Source organism: Enterobacter sp. N18-03635, assembly GCF_004006055.1.
GTDB lineage: Bacteria > Pseudomonadota > Gammaproteobacteria > Enterobacterales > Enterobacteriaceae > Enterobacter > Enterobacter vonholyi.
On record NZ_CP034769.1, the window covers coordinates 2,172,912 to 2,188,983 of the forward strand.

Consider the following 16,072-nt stretch of genomic DNA (forward strand, 5'->3'; position numbering starts at 1 on the left):
GGTTAAGCGGTTAGATTACGCCGTCACCGCCGTCAGAACACCACACCTGGCCGGACGTAAACGAACATTCATCCGAGGCCAGCGTGACGTACAGCGGGGCGATCTCGACGGGCTGACCCGGACGTCCCAGCGGCGTATCGCCGCCAAACTCCTTCACTTTTTCCATCGGCTGGCCGCCGCTGGACTGCAGCACCGTCCAGTATGGGCCGGGAGCGACCGCGTTGACGCGAATGCCTTTCGGACCCAGCTGCTTGGCTAAGGATTTGGTAAATACCGCCAGACAGGCTTTGGTCTGGGCGTAGTCCAGCAGCACTGGGCTTGGCTTCACGGCCTGAACGGAGGAGGTATTAATGATAACGGACGAGGCCTTCAGGTGCCGCAGCGCCGCCTTCGTGATCCAGAAAGGGGCATATACGTTGGTTTTAAACGTCGCGTCAAAATCTTCGGTAGTCAGCTCTTCAAGGGATTCACGGAACTGCTGGCGACCGGCGTTGTTGACCAGAATATCCAGCCCGCCCAGCTTCGAGACGGCTTCTTCGACCAGGTTCTGGCAGAAGGTTTCGTCCCGAACGTCCCCCGGCAGCGCGACGGCGTTCCGGCCTTCGGCTTTGATCAGGTCGATGACCTGCGCGGCGTCTTTTTCCTCTTCAGGCAGATAGTTAATCGCCACGTCAGCACCTTCACGGGCATAGGCGATGGCCACTGCGCGACCGATACCCGAGTCACCGCCGGTGATCAGCGCTTTTTTACCGGCCAGGCGGCCATGCCCTTTGTAGCTGGTTTCCCCGTGGTCGGGTACAGGCTGCATTTCGGATGCCAGTCCCGGTGGCGTTTGTGGCTGTTCCGGGAACGGGGGCTGCGGATAAGCGTTCGTACGTTGTTGGGTATCACTCATAGCTGACTCCTTAAGCCAAGGGGTGAGATTTGATGGATAACTGCAGCGTTAACGCTTCGCTGAATTATTTCTGCAAACGATCGACGCGGACGACGGCAGGAGATGATTTTTTATCAAGCGAACCGTTGATGCTGATCATCTGGTCGGGTTTTACCGTTCTGCCATCGAAGACTGCCTGGGGAATAATAACGTCGATTTTTCCGGTTTTATCCTGAAATACAAACTTATCGCCGCTACCGTCAATAAGATTACCGCGCAGTGAAATGGTCGCACCGTCGTGCAGTTGTTTTGCCTGATCGATGGTCATAATACGCGCGTCATCGGTTCCGCGATATCCGCTATCCAGCGCATGGGGTGGCGGCGGAGCTTCACCTTTTTGTAACCCGCCGTTATTATCTGCGAAGGCGGCCGGAACCAGAAATATCATAAAAGCGGAAATAAGCGATAATTTCATCGGATATCCTTCATTTTGGGTGTCTTGACTTATTAAGTATTGTTGCTATTTCTTTATGTGGCAAATGTGATAAGTCCTAAAAACATTCGCGTGAGAAATCAAACTTATCGGATAATAAGCGAAACGGTGACGATGACCATGAAGCGTGAAAATGAAAAGTTGCCCGGGATAGATGAGAGTTTTCGCTTGCTGACGTTTGAATACGCGTTTCGTCAGGTGGGTTTTATTGTTCTGCTGGCTATTATCATCGCGGCTATCGCCGGTCTGTTTTCAAGCGGGTGGGTCAGCGATACGGTCAAAACCAATTCCGCAAAATCACTGACCATAAGCTATGAACGGTTCGGCCGACGGGAGACGGAGACGCGAATGGAGCTGGCGTTCCCGGTGCAATCAGAGGGTAAGTATGTTCTCAGTATGGCCAGCGAGAGCAACGATGTTTACGAGCCTGGCAGCGTCTGGCCGCAGCCTGACAGCATGTTCAGCCGGGGCAAGACCCTCTATTTTGTCTATAACAACCTGAAAAAGTCAGACCGCTTCGCGGTGTTATTCTTCACCACGCCTTCGAGAGCCGGTAAATGGAACACAACCATCCGTATTAACAGCGAGCCGGAGATAACCTTCTGGCAATTTATTTACCCCTAGGAGGCTGATATGGATATGGTCTTTCGTGCGCTGGCGATTTATCTGTTCCTCGTGGTGGTTTTTAAAGTGGCCGGGCGGCGTGCGCTGCTGCAGATGACCAGCTTCGATCTCATTCTGCTCCTGATAATTAGTGAAGCTACTCAGCAGGCGCTTCTCGGGCAAGATTTTTCCGTCACCGGTGCGATGATTACGATTACCACCCTGGTGGTAGTGGATATTATTTTTGGCCTTATGAAGAAGTATTTTTCCCCGGTGGAGAATATTCTGGACGGCACTCCAGTGATTCTTGTGGAAAACGGCGTACCCCTGGCTGATAAACTCAAAAAGGTCGATGTCTCTTGCGATGATATTCTGGTGTCAGCGCGTCAAAATAATGGTATTAACGAAATAAGCCAAATTAAATATGCCATACTGGAGCGCAATGGACATATTTCAATCATTCCATTCGAGAAATAAGAGGCGCAAAGATGAGCAATCTTTTTCACGACAACAATTATACCGTGGGTGAACTGACGAAAAAACTGGCGAGCAAATTAACCGATCTCGGGCTTCGCTTAACCACGGCGGAATCCTGTACCGGCGGAAAGCTATCGGTAGCACTTTGTGCCGAAGAGAACACGGCCGATTTTTATGATGTTGGCCTGGTCGTATTCAGCGACGAAGCCAAAGCACGGATCCTCGGCGTTCGTCCTGAGACGCTCGCGCGGTATACCGCGGTCAGTGAGCAGACGGTGACCGAGATGGCCGCCAGCATCCGCGACATCGCCCAGGCTGATATCAGTATCGCCATCAGCGGCTATGCTGGCCCGGAAGGGGGCGACGATGGCACGGCGGCGGGGACGGTCTGCTTTGCGTGGAACATCCAGGGCGAGACGCAAACCCGCACCGTACTGTTTTCCGGAGACTGTCAGGACGTGGTGGAAAAAGCGGTGCATTTTTCGCTGGCCGAGCTGGTGACAGCATTGTCGGACGGGCATAACGGTTGAGTTCACGTGGAGGTTCTATGGCTGTCATAGTAATTACCGGTGGGACGGCGGGCGTGGGAATAGCCACGGCGCTGCACTTTGCAAAAGCAGGTTACGATGTGGGCCTCATCGCCCGCGATGAAGCAAGCCTGCACTCCACCCAGGAAGAGTTGCGCCGCTTCGGCGTAAATGCACACGCCGTGCAGGCGGACGTCGCCGACAGTCAGGCGGTGGTGGATGCGGCTAACGAGATTGAGTATCGCCTCGGCGCGATTGATGTCTGGGTGAACAACGCCATGGGGGCCGTGCTGGCGCCGTTTCGCACCCTTACGCCGGACGAGTTTCGTCGCGTGACTGAGGTGACGTACCTCGGCTACGTGAACGGCACCCGCGCGGCGCTGGAGCTTATGGTTCCGCGCGACAGGGGCGTGATTATCCAGGTAGGGTCCGCGCTGGCCTACCGTTCCATTCCCCTGCAGTCCGCCTACTGCGGGGCCAAAGCGGCGATCCGCGGGTTTACCGATGCGGTGCGTACCGAGCTGATGCATGAAAACAGCCGGGTTCAGCTTTCGATGGTGCAGATGCCGGGGCTTAACACGCCGCAGTTTGAATGGGCAAGGAACAAGTTCGCGTGGGCAATGCGCCCGGTACCGCCGGTGTTCGAGCCTGAAGTCGCCGCCAGCGCCATCTTCAGGGTGGCGCAAAAGCCGGTACGCGAGCTGTGGGTTGGCAGCAGCACCATTCAGTCGATTGTCGGGCAGTTCCTCTTTCCGGGTTTTCTGGACAGGCTGATGGTGAAGAAAGCCTGGGAAGGCCAGATGACCGACGATCTGAACGCGCCGGACCGTCGGGATTATCTCGACCAGCCGGTTAACGACCTGCACAAAATCCATGGCCGTTTCACTGATGAAGCGAAAACCCGCGCGTCGTCCGTGACCTCCGGTATGCCGGGCAAAGTGGCGTTAGGGGGGCTGGCGTTGGCGGGTATTGTGTTGACGCGTTTGCTAACCCGCCGGAAACCATAATCAGCGCAGCGCGCTGCGGTGCGTCCAGAACCAGCGATAGCCGTAGCCGCCAAGGCTGAGCTCAACGGTTTTACCGCAAACCAGCGCGTCATCGTAGCGTTTGTCCGCAAGACAGGCGGTCCAGGTGGCGTTGCGGATCCCCTTGACGGTGAACCGTACCGGCTGGTCGCTGAAGTTAACAAAGGTCAGGATGCTGCGTTCTTCGGTCTCGTAATAGATTCCCAGCACCGCGTCATTATCGATCGTGAGGAGCCGAAAGGGCGCAACGGCGATTTCGGGGAACTCCGAACGGGTATTGGCGATATCAATGATCCGGTGCAGAAGCGAGTTGCGGTGGAGGAGCGAATCGGCGACGTTGATTTTCTGATAGCGATAAGGGCCGCGGTCGATAATCGGCGCGATAAATTTTTTCGGGTCGGCAGCCGAAAAACCGCCGCCTTGCGATCCCGCCCACTGCATCGGGGTGCGCACAGCGTAGCGCTCCTCCAGATCGAGGTCATCCCCCATGCCGATCTCATCGCCGTAGCGCATCACCGGAACGCCGGGCAGGGAAAATAGCACCGCATGGCAGAACGCCAGCCGCTTCCGATCGCCATTGAGCATCGGCGCCAGGCGGCGGCGGATCCCGCGCTGATAGACGTTCATCTCCTCTTCAGGGGCGAAGGTATCGAGGACAAACTGTTTGTCTTTCTGGCTAATGCCCTCCAGATCCAGCTCGTCGTGATTGCGCAGCCAGTTGGCAAAACAGCATGAATCGGGCGGGACGATCATCTTCTTCACCGCGTTGCGCAGCGGACGGGCGCTTTTGCGGGCCAGGCTGACGTAAAAATACTTGTTGAGCCAGAAATTGAGCACCAGATTCAGGCGGTCATTATTGCCAAAGTAGTCCTGATAGGCCTCCACCTCAACGTCGACCTCACCCAGCAGGATCGCGTCCGGGTTGTGTTGCTCGATAAGACGACGCATATGCTCGAGGATCCACAGGCCCTTTTTTTCATCACCGTTTCCCGCCTGGGTGGTCAGGTGGGACGCGGCATCCAGGCGAAATCCCGACACGCCCAGCTTGAGCCAGAAGAGGATGATGTTCTCAATCTCTTTCAGCACCGCGGGCGAGGTCAGGTTCAGGTCCGGTTCGTGGCGATAGAACATGTGCCGGTAGTATTGTCCCGCCTCGTCGTCCCAGCTCCAGATGCTCTTTTCGACGCCGGGAAACATGGGGGGCGTATCGTCCTCGTCACTATCTGACCAGAGGTAGTAATCCCGGTAGGGTGACGCCGGGTTGCGGCGGGCCTGCTGGAACCAGGGATGCGCGTCGGAGGTGTGCTGGATCAGCAGCTCGATAATGACCTGCATGCCCAGCTCGCGGGCCTGTTCGATAAAGGCGATGATATCGGCCAGCTTTCCGAATCGAGGGTCCACCTGGAGATGGTCGCTGACGTCATAGCCTTCATCAAGAAAGGGCGTGAGGTAAAACGGGGTGATCCAGATAACCGTCGCCCCCATGCGGCGAATGTAGCGCAGCTTGGCCGCTATCCCGGCGATGTCCCCGCAGCCATCGCCGTTCAGGTCATAAAAGAGTGCGGTATCAATCTGGTAAATAATGGCCCGTGTATGCCAGTCCGTCATAGCGTTCCTCAGTGATAGCCTTCAGTATCCGAAACCTTGCCCCGGAACACGTAATAGCTCCAGGCGGTGTACACCAGGATCACCGGAATAATCAGTAACGTCCCGACCAGCATAAACAGCTGGCTGGCAGGCGGGGCCGCGGCCTCCCACAGAGTGATACGCGGCGGAATAATGTTCGGCCAGAGGCTGATGCCCAGCCCGCTGAACCCGAGGAAGATCAGCCCCAGCGTCAGGAGGAAAGGGCGCGCGTGGCTGGCCGGATTGCGGGTCAGGCGCCAGATCAGCACGCTGAAGATCCCGACCAGCAGCGGAACCGGCAGGAACCAGAAGAAGTTGGGCAGGGTAAACCAGCGGTCGGCGACGTACTGCCAGCCGAGCGGCGTCCAGACGCTGACTACCGCGATAACTACCATCAGGGCCAGCAGCACGTGGCGGGTCAGCTCGCGCATGCGCTGTTGCAGCGCGCCTTCGCTTTTCATAATGAGCCAGGTGGTGCCCAGCAGCGTGTAGGCGACGACCAGCCCGATGCCGCAGAACAGGTTGAAGGGGGTGAGCCAGTCCAGCGCCGAGCCGACAAAACGTCGGCCCTCCACGTCAAAGCCGTTGATCACGGCGCCCACCACCACGCCCTGGCTGAAGGTGGCGAGCAGGGAGCCGCCGGCGAAGGAGTAGTCCCAGAATTTGCGGTGTGAGGGGGTGGCTTTGAAGCGGAACTCAAAGGCGACGCCGCGAAAGATGAGGCCGATCAGCATTGCGGTCAGGGGGATCGTCAGCGCATCAATAATGACCGCGTAGGCCAGCGGAAACGCGCCGAAAAGCCCCGCACCGCCGAGCACCAGCCAGGTCTCGTTGCCGTCCCAGACGGGCGCGACGCTGTTGACCATCACATCGCGCTCTTTCGCATCGCCCACGAAGTTAAACAGCAGGCCAATCCCCAGGTCGAAGCCGTCCATAATGATATACATCAGCGTGGCAAACACGATGATGGCAAACCAAATCACCGAGATATCGACGCCCATCAGATTCTCTCCTCTTCCGGAACAGACTCCGCGGCTGACAGCGGACGGGCAGGCGTGCCCGAGGTGTTTGACGTCAGCGTATCGACGGGCTGAGGACCTTTCTTAATCAGCCGGATAAGATAAACATAGCCCACGCCAAATACGGATGAGTAGACGACGAAGAACACCAGCAGGCTAATGCTCATCTGCAGGGTGCTGTGCAGCGATACCGCGTCGATGGTGCGCAGGTAGCCATAGACGACCCACGGCTGACGGCCCACTTCGGTGGTCACCCAGCCGGCGAGCAGCGCCAGCAGCCCCGCAGGCCCCATGCTGAGGGCAAACCAGTGGAACGGACGCGAGTGGTAAAGTCGATGGCGATAGCGCAGCCAGAGGCTGACCAGACCGAGGGTAATCATCAGCAGCCCCATCCCGACCATCACGCGGAACGACCAGAAAACGATGGTCGAGTTTGGGCGATCCTCTTTCGGGAAGTCTTTCAGCGCGGGGACCTGTTTATCCAGGCTGTGCGTCAGAATCAGGCTGCCAAGCGCGGGGATCTCCAGGCCGTATTTGGTGCGCTCTTCCTCCATATCCGGCAGGCCAAACAGCAGCAGCGGGGTGGCCTCACCGGGCGGATTTTCCCAGTGACCCTCAATGGCGGCAATTTTTGCCGGCTGATGCTCAAGCGTGTTCAGGCCGTGCATATCGCCCACCACCGCCTGAATGGGCGCGACCAGCAGCGCCATCCACATCGCCATCGAAAACATGGTGCGAACGGCTGGCGTATCGTTCCCGCGCAGCAGGTGCCAGGCGCCCGACGCGCCGACAAACAGCGCGCTGCTCAGGAACGCGGCGATAGCCATATGAATAAGACGGTAAGGGAAGGAGGGGTTAAAAACGATGGCCAGCCAGTCCTGCGGGATAACCTGCCCATTTTCGATAGTGAAACCCTGCGGCGTATGCATCCAGCTGTTGGAGGCGAGGATCCAGAAGGTCGACATTAGCGTGCCGAGCGCCACCATGCAGGTCGAAAAGAAGTGCAGCCCCGGGCCGACCTTGTTCCAGCCGAACATCATAACGCCGAGGAATCCGGCCTCCAGGAAGAAGGCGGTTAACACCTCATAGGTCAGAAGCGGGCCGGTAATGCTGCCCGCGAACTGGGAGAACCCGCTCCAGTTGGTGCCAAACTGATACGCCATAACCAGCCCGGAAACGACGCCCATGCCGAAGTTAACGGCAAATATCTTTAGCCAGAAGTGGTATAGCGATCGCCAGACGTCGTTTTTGGTGCGCAGCCACATGCCTTCCAGCACCACCAGATAGCTGGCGAGGCCGATGGTGATCGCGGGAAAAAGGATATGGAACGAGACGGTAAAAGCGAACTGAATTCTGGCCAGATGAAATGCATCGAGTTCGAACATGGTCCGTACCTCTGAGACGATGGGGCACGCGACTTGCCGGGCAGTTCAGGACTGCCCGGCAAACCGATTACGGTTTAGTCTTACCGGCACCCAGCTCGGCACCGGTCAGCGGGTCGGAATGTGGATCGGACTTCGTGCGGGCAGACATCGCCTTAACCAGGGTTGCCTGCTCGGTTGTGAGCGTCACGCTGGCACTGCCATCGCCGCCGTCAACCGCAGGCTGGGGGGACTCAACGTAATCGAAATGTTTATCGCTGTTCCAGCTTCCGCGAACCTCTCCACCTTCAGACATATTGTAGTACTTGTTGGTGAATTCCTCGATTGGCGGCAGTTTTCCCGGCGGGAAATTATTACGGATGGACTGCAGCGCCTTCTCAAAGGAGAGCTGATGCGCCGCCTCACGCGTCATCAGAAACGCCAGCGCGTCCTTAACGCCGGGATCGTCGGTCACGTTGATCAGCCGTTCATAGATGATTTTGGCTCTGGCTTCGGCCGCCACGTTCGAACGCAGATCCGCCGTCGGCTCGCCAATGGTGTCGACGTAGGCCGCCGTCCAGGGCACGCCCGCTGAGTTGGTGAGCGGAGTGCCGCCGCCGTAGAGCAGGGAGGTGATGTGGCTGTCATTCCCGTTTTCGGTCATGGAGCGATACAGCTCGGCCTCATTTTCCACTCCTTCCGCCAGCGCCCCCTTGGCACCTTTATTCAGCATACCGACCAGGGTGCCGATAATTTCGAGGTGGCTTAACTCCTCGGTTGCGATATCCATCAGCATATCCTTACGGCCCGGATCGTCATCGTTCAACCCTTGCGTAAAGTACCGGCAGGCGGCGGCCAGTTCACCCTGCGGCCCGCCAAATTGTTCCAGTAAAAGGTTGGCAAGGCCGGGATTCGGTTCGGCGACGCGAACCGTGTATTGCAGCTGTTTGACGTGTCGAAACATGCTCACTCTCCTGTGGATTATTTTTTCGCTTCGACACCCGACGCGTCTGAACGCAGCAGGAACTGTTCCGTCGTTTGCGGGATATGACGAATCAGCCAGTCGGCCATTTCGCGCTCTTCGGCGAGGATCGTCTCAATAGCGGGTATTGAAGCGGTATCGCCCGCTTTTTTCGCCGCCGCGAGCAGGGAGGTATAGCAGGCGATTTCAAACTGTTCGAAAACATAGCCGCTGATCGAGCCCTTCACGATTTCGTCGGAAGGGAACATGCCGCCGATGGATTGTCCCAGCGCCGCCATTTTGCTCATCGAGTCTTTTAAGACCGAACGAGAAATATCATTACGGTCGAGGATTTCCTCCAGCAATGTGATTTGCCGTTTTGTCTCATTAATATGTTGCTCAATTCTGGCGCGAACATCAGGATAATTATCGATACGGCTGGCCATGGATTCCAGCATTGATTCGGCTTGCTTTTCCATTGCATGGGCATCGCGTAGCCAGTCATGGTAGTGTTCTACGTGATTCATCATTGTATCCTCATTAGGGGTTCGCTTATTTGTTCTCACTTTCAGCAGCCTGATCGGCACGTGCGGCACTGTAGCCAGATAAATGGCCGACAATATTGGCATAGATACTGATGATAATGACCCATAGCACGCTGTTCTTCCACCATATTACGGAAGGGATAGCGAGTATGAACCATATTATAGCTGCCGTTAAATGGCACCGTTTAATTGTCCTGGGACTGATGCTCATTTTATTTAACCTGTGTTATAGCGTCATTTCTGCGCTTTTTGGTTAATATTGCCTACGGCCAGGTCGGTGAGTTTCAGGTCGGTCTCTTTTTCTTCTTCCAGCGTTTCGGCAAGAAGCTTAACGGCTTTTTTATAGCCCAGTTGTTCTGCTAATGTGGCAAGGGTACCGTAGCTGGCTATTTCGTAATGCTCGACTTTTTGCGCAGCGGCAATTAAGGCAGCATCACGCACTTCATTTTTTTCGGTGCTTTCGATCACTTCATTGGCTTCTTCAATTAAGCCTTCCATCGCCACGCACTTCATGCGTTTAATCTTAATTCCTTCTTCCTGTTCAACGATCTGGTCGATACGTTCGATCTGACCCTGCGTCTCCTCCAGGTGCGCGGTAAAGGCTGCGCTCAGCTTCTCGCTGGACGCGGCGCGGGCAAGCTTGCTAAGCGCGCGAGTCAGCTGTTTTTCCGCACTGTAGGTATCCGAGAGAAGATGAATAAATACATCCTCAACACTTTTCATATTCATAATAATTACGCTCCGGTAAAATAAAGAAAGGGTACTGCGAGCTTTTCAGCCCGCAGCATGCTCTCTGGTTTTATTAAAAGAGTACTAAATAAGATCAGGAGTTATCAGACTTACGGCCTCCGCCGTGACTGTTCTGTCCCCCTTTCTTACCCGCTTCAGATGCGCGTTGCGGATCGTTTTTAAAATTACCACCGCTGTGCTGGCCACCTTTACGTCCAGCTTCTGATGCTTTTTCACGGTCTTCAGCGAAATTACCGGAACCACCACGATGCTCTGCCATATTAAACCTCATAGTCATATATTGGTTATGTCAGTACGATACGAAAATATTCCGTATCACTCGTCGTTCGAGTAATAACTCTAGTCGCTGTGTGAGAACCGTCAAATGCGTTTTGCTATTTACGGCTGCGTTGTTTTTAAATATTTGTAAATTTGCGCTTCGCTTGCTTTGGAAATATGGATAGACAGGAAGGACTTGTAAACAACCGTTCAGATTATTCCTAACTTTGAGCTAAAAATTTGAAAGGTGAGGATAAAAATAATGACGCGTTAAAATTGGTTAATTTGCAGTCAGAGGAAAATAAAAAATACTCCTTTATAGCTAGAAAGCGAAACCCTAAATAATTATAAGGAAAATCCTGGATAAAAAGCGTCGGGCACGAAAGGGCGGGTTCGTTGAGGCTTGTTCAGAGGCCAGCCGCACACGGTTTGACCACTGTCGTCTTAAGATCACAAATCAGAAATCTTTCCCCCCGGAAGGAACGGGTTTCTCTACACTCCAGGTAATATTCACTGGAGGCATGACATCATGGCGAACACCATCACGGCTGATGACATTCGGGAACACTTTTCGCAGGCTATGTCGGCGATGTACCAGCAGGAAGTTCCGCAGTACGGCACCTTGCTTGAACTGGTAGCGGACGTAAACCTGGCGGTGCTGGAAAATAATCCACTATTACATGAACAACTGGCAAACGCTGATGAGCTTGCGCGCCTGAACGTGGAGCGTCACGGAGCAATTCGCGTTGGCAGTGCGCAAGAACTTTCAACCCTGCGCCGTATGTTTGCCATTATGGGCATGTACCCGGTCAGCTATTACGATCTCTCCCAGGCGGGGGTGCCGGTTCACTCAACGGCGTTTCGCCCGATCGATGATGCGGCGCTGTGCCGTAATCCGTTCCGCATCTTTACGTCGCTGCTGCGCCTTGAGCTGATTGAAAACGTCGCGCTGCGCGAACGTGCGGCGGAAATCCTCTCTCACCGGAACATCTTCACCCCGCGCTGTCTGGCGCTTCTCGATCTGTATGAATCGGAAGGGCAGTTTACTGACGAGCAGGCGCACGAGTTTGTGCAGGAAGCGCTGGAAACCTTCCGCTGGCACCGTCACGCGACGGTCGATCAGGAAACCTATCTTGCGCTGCACAACGAGCACCGGTTGATTGCCGATGTGGTCTGCTTCCCCGGCTGCCACATTAACCACCTCACGCCGCGCACGCTGGATATTGATCGGGTGCAGGAGCTGATGCCGAAGTACGGTATCGAGCCGAAAATTCTGATAGAAGGGCCGCCGCGTCGCGAGGTGCCCGTCCTGCTGCGTCAAACCAGCTTCAAGGCGCTGGAAGAGCCGGTGCTGTTTGCCGGTGAACATAAGGGCACCCACACCGCGCGCTTCGGTGAGATTGAACAGCGCGGCGTGGCGCTGACCCCGAAAGGCCGGGAACTGTACGATAGCCTGCTTGCCCAGGCCGGTACCGGTAAAGATAACCTGACCCATCAGCTGCATCTGCGCGAGATCTTTAGCGCCTTCCCTGACAGCGAACTGTTGATGCGCCGTCAGGAGCTGGCGTATTTCCGCTATCGCCTGACGCCTGCGGGTGAAGCGCATCGCCATGCGTTCCGGCCGGGAGACGATCCGCAGCCGCTGATCGAGCGCGGATGGGTGGTTGCCCAGCCGATCACCTACGAAGATTTCCTCCCGGTTAGCGCCGCGGGGATTTTCCAGTCCAATCTCGGGAATGAAACCCAGGCCCGCAGCCACGGTAACGCCAGCCGCGATGCGTTTGAAGACGCGCTGGGCTGCCCGGTGTATGACGAGTTTACCCTCTACCAGGAGGCTGAAACGCGCAGCAAACAGCGTTGCGGTTTGCTCTGAAATCGTTACTCTGCTGGGGTGTGATGGAAAAAATAAGGTCGTTATGCAAAATCCTTCCGCCCCTGTGGTTGAAACGCGCCAGGGCGCACTCTCTGGTTTAACCGATGAAAATGTCCACGTCTGGTGCGGTATTCCTTATGCTGCACCACCCGTGGGCGAGTGGCGCTGGCGCTCTCCGCGGCATCCTGAGCCGTGGGATGGCGTTCGCGAGGCCACCGCCTTTTCGGCCTCAAGCTGGCAAAGCAGCGAATATTGTCAGGAGCTGGGCGGGGGCGATCCCGGCCAGTTCTCAGAAGACTGTCTTTATCTGAACGTCTGGTCCCCCAAAGAGCGCGCCGGGGCGCTTCCGGTTATGGTCTGGCTGCACGGTGGTGGATTTACCATTGGCGCGGGGGGGTTACCGCCCTATAGCGGCAAAGCGCTGGCTACGCGCGGCGTTGTTGTCGTGACGATCAACTACCGTCTCGGCCATCTCGGCTTTTTCGCCCATCCCGCGCTGGAAGGCGAGGAAGATCGCGTGGTGCATAATTTTGCACTGCTGGATCAGATCGCCGCGCTCGAATGGGTTAGGGACAATATCACCGCATTTGGTGGCGACCCCGCTAACGTGACCCTGTTTGGCGAATCCGCCGGTGCGCGCAGCGTGCTTTCTTTGCTGGCATCGCCCCTGGCGGCTGGCTTGTTCCACAAGGCGATTGTGCAAAGCGGGTACACCTTGCCGGACACGCCGCGCGAACAGGCGCTGCAAAAAGGGGAGGCGCTGGCCGCCCATTTTGGCCTGGAGAAGGCGACTGCTGAGCAGCTGCGCGCCATTCCGCCGGACGCGTTCTGGCCGTTAACCGCGCCGCTGAACGTCGCACCGGCGCCCATCGTCGGGGACTGCGTTCTGCCCGAAGCGATGCTGGACGTCTTTTTCGCGGCCCGCCAGCATCCCGTACCGGTAATGATTGGGTCGAACAGCGATGAGGCCAGCGTGATGGCGGTGTTTGGCATCGATCTCGCCGGGCAAATCCAGAAGCTCCGCCGGGAGCGGCGCTTCGGACTGGGGCTGATTAAGCTGCTCTATCCGGGCGTCAAAGGCGATGAAGAGCTGGGCAGGCAGGTGTGCCGCGACATGGCGTTCACCACGATGGGCTACGTCGTGATGCAGGCTCAGCAGCGCGTCGGCGGATTGTGCTGGCGCTACTGGTTTGACTATGTCGCGGAGGCGGAACATGCCACCTATATCAACGGTGCCTGGCACGGCAACGAGGTTCCCTATGTCTTTGATACGTTAGGTCAGGTGGAGCCTTCACGTCAGTACGTCAACGAACGGGATCTGCAGTTTGCTGCCCACGTGGCCGATTACTGGGTGAGCTTTGCGCGTGACGCTGGTCCTCGCGAGATCCTGCCAGGGCCGACGCACTGGCCCGCATGCCGAAAAGGGCGGGACGTTTTGTTACGCATTGGCGTGAATAAACATGCAGGTTTCAGGCTTGAAAACCGCTTTATGCGCGCCCGGATGAGCCTCTTCAAACGGGTGATGAAGCACCACGTCAGCCTCGATTAAGCAAACAGGCGCGAAACGCCGCCAGCCCATTTTCCTCGCCTGGCGTTTCGCGCAGCACCAGCCGGTAGCTCGCGCCGGTTTTTATGCTGGTTTCATAAGGCCGCATCAGCCTTCCCGCGCGAACATCTTCGGCCACCAGCGTTTCGTCGGCAATGGCAACGCCCAGCCCCTGAATGGCGGCCGTGATGGCGAGATCCATCGTGTCGAAGTGTTGATTTTTGTGCATAGCAAAGCCCGGCCCTTCCTGTTTCGTCAGCCACAGCGACCAGTCTGTCTTATCTCTTGTCGGGTGCAGGAACGTCAGCGATCCCAGCGTTGCGCCCGCCCGCACCGGGCTTATCACCGGGGTGAGCGCCTCTTCGAACAGCAGGTCGCCTGCGCTCATGTGCGTCCCGAACACGATGGCCGCGTCGTAAGATTCGGTTTTGAAATTGACGTTGTGATCGGTAGTGGTGGTCAGGGCGATCTGCAGATCCGGCTGCTCACGCTCCACCTCCAGCAGGCGCGGCACCAGCCAGCGCATGGCGCAGGTGGGTGCCTTGAGCCGGATCACGGTCTGCTGGCTGCGGGCCTGGTCGGCCACGGTCAGCAATTGTTCAAAAGCAGACTGCAGCTCCGGAAGCAGGGCGCTGCCCTGCGAAGAGAGGCGCAGGCCGCGCGCATGGCGTTCAAAAAGCGGAAAGCCAAACCACGCTTCGAGGGACGCGATCTTGCGGCTCACGGCCCCCTGCGTCAGGCAAAGTTCTGAGGCAGCATGGGTTAGATTCAGGTGACGCGCGGTGACTAAAAATGCGTCGATGGCATTGAGCGGGAGCGAACGGCGCGACATGGAAAACCCTCAGCTATGCATTTTACTCATGGCTATTATGACAACAATTCGATTGTCCCGACAACAGAGATGTTGTTTGAATAGTTATGCAATGTCCATGAGAAGGGAAAGAGGATGACTTTACGAACGCCAGTGCAGACGCGCTCCAAACTGCCCGATGTGGGCACCACCATTTTTACCGTTATCGGCCAGCTCTCGGCGCAGCATAACGCGATTAACCTTTCTCAGGGCGCACCGAATTTTTCCTGCGACCCGAAGCTGATTGCGGGCGTCACCCGCGCAATGGAGTCGGGGCATAACCAGTATGCGGCGATGACCGGCCTGCAGCAGCTTAAAGAGCGCATTGCCGATAAAATTGCCACGCTTTACGGCACGCGCTATGACCCGGCCGGCGAGGTCCTGGTGACCGCCAGCGCCAGCGAAGGTCTCTATTCGGCGATTAGCGGGCTGGTGCACCCGGGTGATGAGGTGATTTACTTTGAGCCCTCTTTTGACAGCTACGCGCCGATTGTCCGTCTGCAGGGTGCAACCCCAATTGCCATCAAGCTGACCGTGCCGGATTTTGCCGTCAACTGGGATGAGGTCCGGGCTGCCATCTCCCCGCGCACGCGCATGATTATCATCAATACGCCGCACAACCCGAGCGGTCAGGTCTTCTCCGCCGACGATCTGCAGCAGCTGGCGGCGCTGACCCGCAATACTGACATCATTATTTTGTCTGACGAAGTGTACGAACACGTGGTGTTTGACGGTGAGCCGCACCACGGGATGGCCACGCACCCGCAGCTGGCGGAGCGTAGCGTGATTATTTCTTCTTTCGGAAAAACCTATCACGTCACCGGCTGGCGCGTGGGTTACTGTGTTGCACCGGCGGTGCTGATGGACGAGATTTGTAAAGTCCATCAATTTTTAATGTTCTCTGCCGATACGCCAATGCAGCACGCGTTTGCTGAACATATGGTCGACCCGCAAACCTGGCTGTCGCTGTCGGCGTTTTACCAGCGCAAGCGCGATCTGCTGCACAGTCTGCTGGCCGATTCTCCGTTTACGCTGCTGCCAAGCGCCGGCTCGTTCTTCATGCTGGCGGACTACAGCCAGTTCAGCGACGAGCGCGACAGCGAGCTGGTGAAACGGCTGATCGTTGAGTACGGTGTTGCCACTATTCCGCTGTCGGCGTTTTATGCGGACGGTACGGATAATAAATTGATTCGTCTCTCTTTTGCGAAAGATGAGGCGACGTTACGGGCAGGAGCTCAAGCCCTGTGTCGGGTTAAACCACGCTGAGATAGGCTCTGAGGAGTA

At 56.6% G+C, this 16,072-nt stretch carries 18 protein-coding genes; 7 read left to right on the forward strand and 11 right to left on the reverse strand.

What is annotated here, in order from left to right:
- Nucleotides 1-10 precede the first annotated feature (10 nt).
- Nucleotides 11-895 carry an SDR family oxidoreductase gene (locus ELK40_RS11070; protein WP_127730798.1) on the reverse strand — a complete coding sequence of 295 codons (885 nt, stop codon included), beginning with the start codon at nucleotides 893-895 and terminating at the stop codon, nucleotides 11-13.
- A 64-nt stretch (nucleotides 896-959) separates the two neighbouring features.
- Entirely contained in the window at nucleotides 960-1,349 is a 390-nt protein-coding gene (locus ELK40_RS11075) for a YdeI family stress tolerance OB fold protein (RefSeq protein WP_045910503.1), read from the reverse strand.
- 138 nt (nucleotides 1,350-1,487) lie between these two features.
- Between ELK40_RS11075 and ELK40_RS11080 the strand changes: the two genes are divergently transcribed.
- Genes ELK40_RS11080 through ELK40_RS11095 form a run of 4 tightly spaced genes read left to right on the forward strand, consistent with a single transcriptional unit; the run spans nucleotide 1,488 to nucleotide 3,981 of the window.
- Complete coding sequence (locus ELK40_RS11080; protein ID WP_127730800.1) at nucleotides 1,488-1,991, forward strand: hypothetical protein; 504 nt, start codon at nucleotides 1,488-1,490, stop codon at nucleotides 1,989-1,991.
- A 9-nt stretch (nucleotides 1,992-2,000) separates the two neighbouring features.
- A complete protein-coding gene (locus tag ELK40_RS11085) occupies nucleotides 2,001-2,447 on the forward strand; it encodes a YetF domain-containing protein (RefSeq protein WP_127730802.1) in 447 nt (148 codons plus the stop codon).
- A gap of 11 nt (nucleotides 2,448-2,458) precedes the next feature.
- Entirely contained in the window at nucleotides 2,459-2,977 is a 519-nt protein-coding gene (locus ELK40_RS11090; protein ID WP_045910504.1) for a 2-oxo-tetronate isomerase, read from the forward strand.
- A 17-nt stretch (nucleotides 2,978-2,994) separates the two neighbouring features.
- Nucleotides 2,995-3,981 (forward strand): SDR family oxidoreductase, encoded by a 987-nt coding sequence (locus ELK40_RS11095; RefSeq protein WP_127730804.1) that lies wholly within the window; start codon nucleotides 2,995-2,997, stop codon nucleotides 3,979-3,981.
- Here ELK40_RS11095 and ELK40_RS11100 read toward each other — a convergent pair whose 3' ends face one another.
- The 8 genes from ELK40_RS11100 to ELK40_RS11135 form a co-directional block, all read right to left on the reverse strand.
- Entirely contained in the window at nucleotides 3,982-5,607 is a 1,626-nt protein-coding gene (locus ELK40_RS11100) for an alpha-amylase family protein (protein WP_127730806.1), read from the reverse strand.
- An 8-nt stretch (nucleotides 5,608-5,615) separates the two neighbouring features.
- On the reverse strand, nucleotides 5,616-6,626 hold the full coding sequence (cydB, locus tag ELK40_RS11105) for a cytochrome d ubiquinol oxidase subunit II (RefSeq protein ID WP_023292453.1): 1,011 nt from the start codon (nucleotides 6,624-6,626) through the stop codon (nucleotides 5,616-5,618).
- Nucleotides 6,626-8,029: a cytochrome ubiquinol oxidase subunit I gene (locus ELK40_RS11110; protein ID WP_127730808.1), complete on the reverse strand. Its 1,404-nt coding sequence runs from the start codon at nucleotides 8,027-8,029 to the stop codon at nucleotides 6,626-6,628. Before ELK40_RS11110 ends, cydB begins: the two co-directional genes overlap by 1 nt.
- 67 nt (nucleotides 8,030-8,096) lie before the next feature.
- On the reverse strand, nucleotides 8,097-8,969 hold the full coding sequence (locus ELK40_RS11115) for a manganese catalase family protein (protein ID WP_127730810.1): 873 nt from the start codon (nucleotides 8,967-8,969) through the stop codon (nucleotides 8,097-8,099).
- A 17-nt stretch (nucleotides 8,970-8,986) separates the two neighbouring features.
- Nucleotides 8,987-9,493: a ferritin-like domain-containing protein gene (locus tag ELK40_RS11120; protein WP_014883791.1), complete on the reverse strand. Its 507-nt coding sequence runs from the start codon at nucleotides 9,491-9,493 to the stop codon at nucleotides 8,987-8,989.
- A 25-nt stretch (nucleotides 9,494-9,518) separates the two neighbouring features.
- Nucleotides 9,519-9,722, reverse strand: coding sequence for a hypothetical protein (locus ELK40_RS11125; RefSeq protein WP_043951627.1), 204 nt, complete (start codon nucleotides 9,720-9,722; stop codon nucleotides 9,519-9,521).
- Between the two features lie 23 nt (nucleotides 9,723-9,745).
- Nucleotides 9,746-10,240 (reverse strand): ferritin-like domain-containing protein, encoded by a 495-nt coding sequence (locus ELK40_RS11130; protein ID WP_111964638.1) that lies wholly within the window; start codon nucleotides 10,238-10,240, stop codon nucleotides 9,746-9,748.
- Between the two features lie 94 nt (nucleotides 10,241-10,334).
- Complete coding sequence (locus tag ELK40_RS11135) at nucleotides 10,335-10,520, reverse strand: general stress protein (RefSeq protein ID WP_004150795.1); 186 nt, start codon at nucleotides 10,518-10,520, stop codon at nucleotides 10,335-10,337.
- A gap of 528 nt (nucleotides 10,521-11,048) precedes the next feature.
- On the opposite strand from ELK40_RS11135, the gene ELK40_RS11140 reads away from it, so the two are divergent.
- Both ELK40_RS11140 and ELK40_RS11145 read left to right on the forward strand, forming a co-directional pair.
- Nucleotides 11,049-12,392: a VOC family protein gene (locus ELK40_RS11140; protein ID WP_127730812.1), complete on the forward strand. Its 1,344-nt coding sequence runs from the start codon at nucleotides 11,049-11,051 to the stop codon at nucleotides 12,390-12,392.
- A gap of 43 nt (nucleotides 12,393-12,435) precedes the next feature.
- Nucleotides 12,436-13,941: a carboxylesterase/lipase family protein gene (locus ELK40_RS11145; protein WP_127730814.1), complete on the forward strand. Its 1,506-nt coding sequence runs from the start codon at nucleotides 12,436-12,438 to the stop codon at nucleotides 13,939-13,941.
- On the opposite strand, the gene ELK40_RS11150 is transcribed toward ELK40_RS11145, so the two are convergent.
- Nucleotides 13,928-14,770 carry a LysR family transcriptional regulator gene (locus ELK40_RS11150; protein ID WP_127730816.1) on the reverse strand — a complete coding sequence of 281 codons (843 nt, stop codon included), beginning with the start codon at nucleotides 14,768-14,770 and terminating at the stop codon, nucleotides 13,928-13,930. The two genes, ELK40_RS11145 and ELK40_RS11150, sit on opposite strands and share 14 nt — an antisense overlap.
- A 114-nt stretch (nucleotides 14,771-14,884) precedes the next feature.
- On the opposite strand from ELK40_RS11150, the gene ELK40_RS11155 reads away from it, so the two are divergent.
- Entirely contained in the window at nucleotides 14,885-16,054 is a 1,170-nt protein-coding gene (locus tag ELK40_RS11155) for a pyridoxal phosphate-dependent aminotransferase (RefSeq protein WP_127730818.1), read from the forward strand.
- Nucleotides 16,055-16,072: the final 18 nt, after the last annotated feature.

What these genes read in the sequence shown, in the direction of transcription:
- ELK40_RS11070 (WP_127730798.1), bottom strand. Translation starts at nt 895, where the DNA reads ATGAGTGATACCCAACAACGTACGAACGCTTATCCGCAGCCCCCGTTC.
- ELK40_RS11075 (WP_045910503.1), bottom strand. Translation starts at nt 1,349, where the DNA reads ATGAAATTATCGCTTATTTCCGCTTTTATGATATTTCTGGTTCCGGCC.
- ELK40_RS11080 (WP_127730800.1), top strand. Translation starts at nt 1,488, where the DNA reads ATGAAGCGTGAAAATGAAAAGTTGCCCGGGATAGATGAGAGTTTTCGC.
- ELK40_RS11085 (WP_127730802.1), top strand. Translation starts at nt 2,001, where the DNA reads ATGGATATGGTCTTTCGTGCGCTGGCGATTTATCTGTTCCTCGTGGTG.
- ELK40_RS11090 (WP_045910504.1), top strand. Translation starts at nt 2,459, where the DNA reads ATGAGCAATCTTTTTCACGACAACAATTATACCGTGGGTGAACTGACG.
- ELK40_RS11095 (WP_127730804.1), top strand. Translation starts at nt 2,995, where the DNA reads ATGGCTGTCATAGTAATTACCGGTGGGACGGCGGGCGTGGGAATAGCC.
- ELK40_RS11100 (WP_127730806.1), bottom strand. Translation starts at nt 5,607, where the DNA reads ATGACGGACTGGCATACACGGGCCATTATTTACCAGATTGATACCGCA.
- cydB (WP_023292453.1), bottom strand. Translation starts at nt 6,626, where the DNA reads ATGGGCGTCGATATCTCGGTGATTTGGTTTGCCATCATCGTGTTTGCC.
- ELK40_RS11110 (WP_127730808.1), bottom strand. Translation starts at nt 8,029, where the DNA reads ATGTTCGAACTCGATGCATTTCATCTGGCCAGAATTCAGTTCGCTTTT.
- ELK40_RS11115 (WP_127730810.1), bottom strand. Translation starts at nt 8,969, where the DNA reads ATGTTTCGACACGTCAAACAGCTGCAATACACGGTTCGCGTCGCCGAA.
- ELK40_RS11120 (WP_014883791.1), bottom strand. Translation starts at nt 9,493, where the DNA reads ATGAATCACGTAGAACACTACCATGACTGGCTACGCGATGCCCATGCA.
- ELK40_RS11125 (WP_043951627.1), bottom strand. Translation starts at nt 9,722, where the DNA reads ATGAGCATCAGTCCCAGGACAATTAAACGGTGCCATTTAACGGCAGCT.
- ELK40_RS11130 (WP_111964638.1), bottom strand. Translation starts at nt 10,240, where the DNA reads ATGAATATGAAAAGTGTTGAGGATGTATTTATTCATCTTCTCTCGGAT.
- ELK40_RS11135 (WP_004150795.1), bottom strand. Translation starts at nt 10,520, where the DNA reads ATGGCAGAGCATCGTGGTGGTTCCGGTAATTTCGCTGAAGACCGTGAA.
- ELK40_RS11140 (WP_127730812.1), top strand. Translation starts at nt 11,049, where the DNA reads ATGGCGAACACCATCACGGCTGATGACATTCGGGAACACTTTTCGCAG.
- ELK40_RS11145 (WP_127730814.1), top strand. Translation starts at nt 12,436, where the DNA reads ATGCAAAATCCTTCCGCCCCTGTGGTTGAAACGCGCCAGGGCGCACTC.
- ELK40_RS11150 (WP_127730816.1), bottom strand. Translation starts at nt 14,770, where the DNA reads ATGTCGCGCCGTTCGCTCCCGCTCAATGCCATCGACGCATTTTTAGTC.
- ELK40_RS11155 (WP_127730818.1), top strand. Translation starts at nt 14,885, where the DNA reads ATGACTTTACGAACGCCAGTGCAGACGCGCTCCAAACTGCCCGATGTG.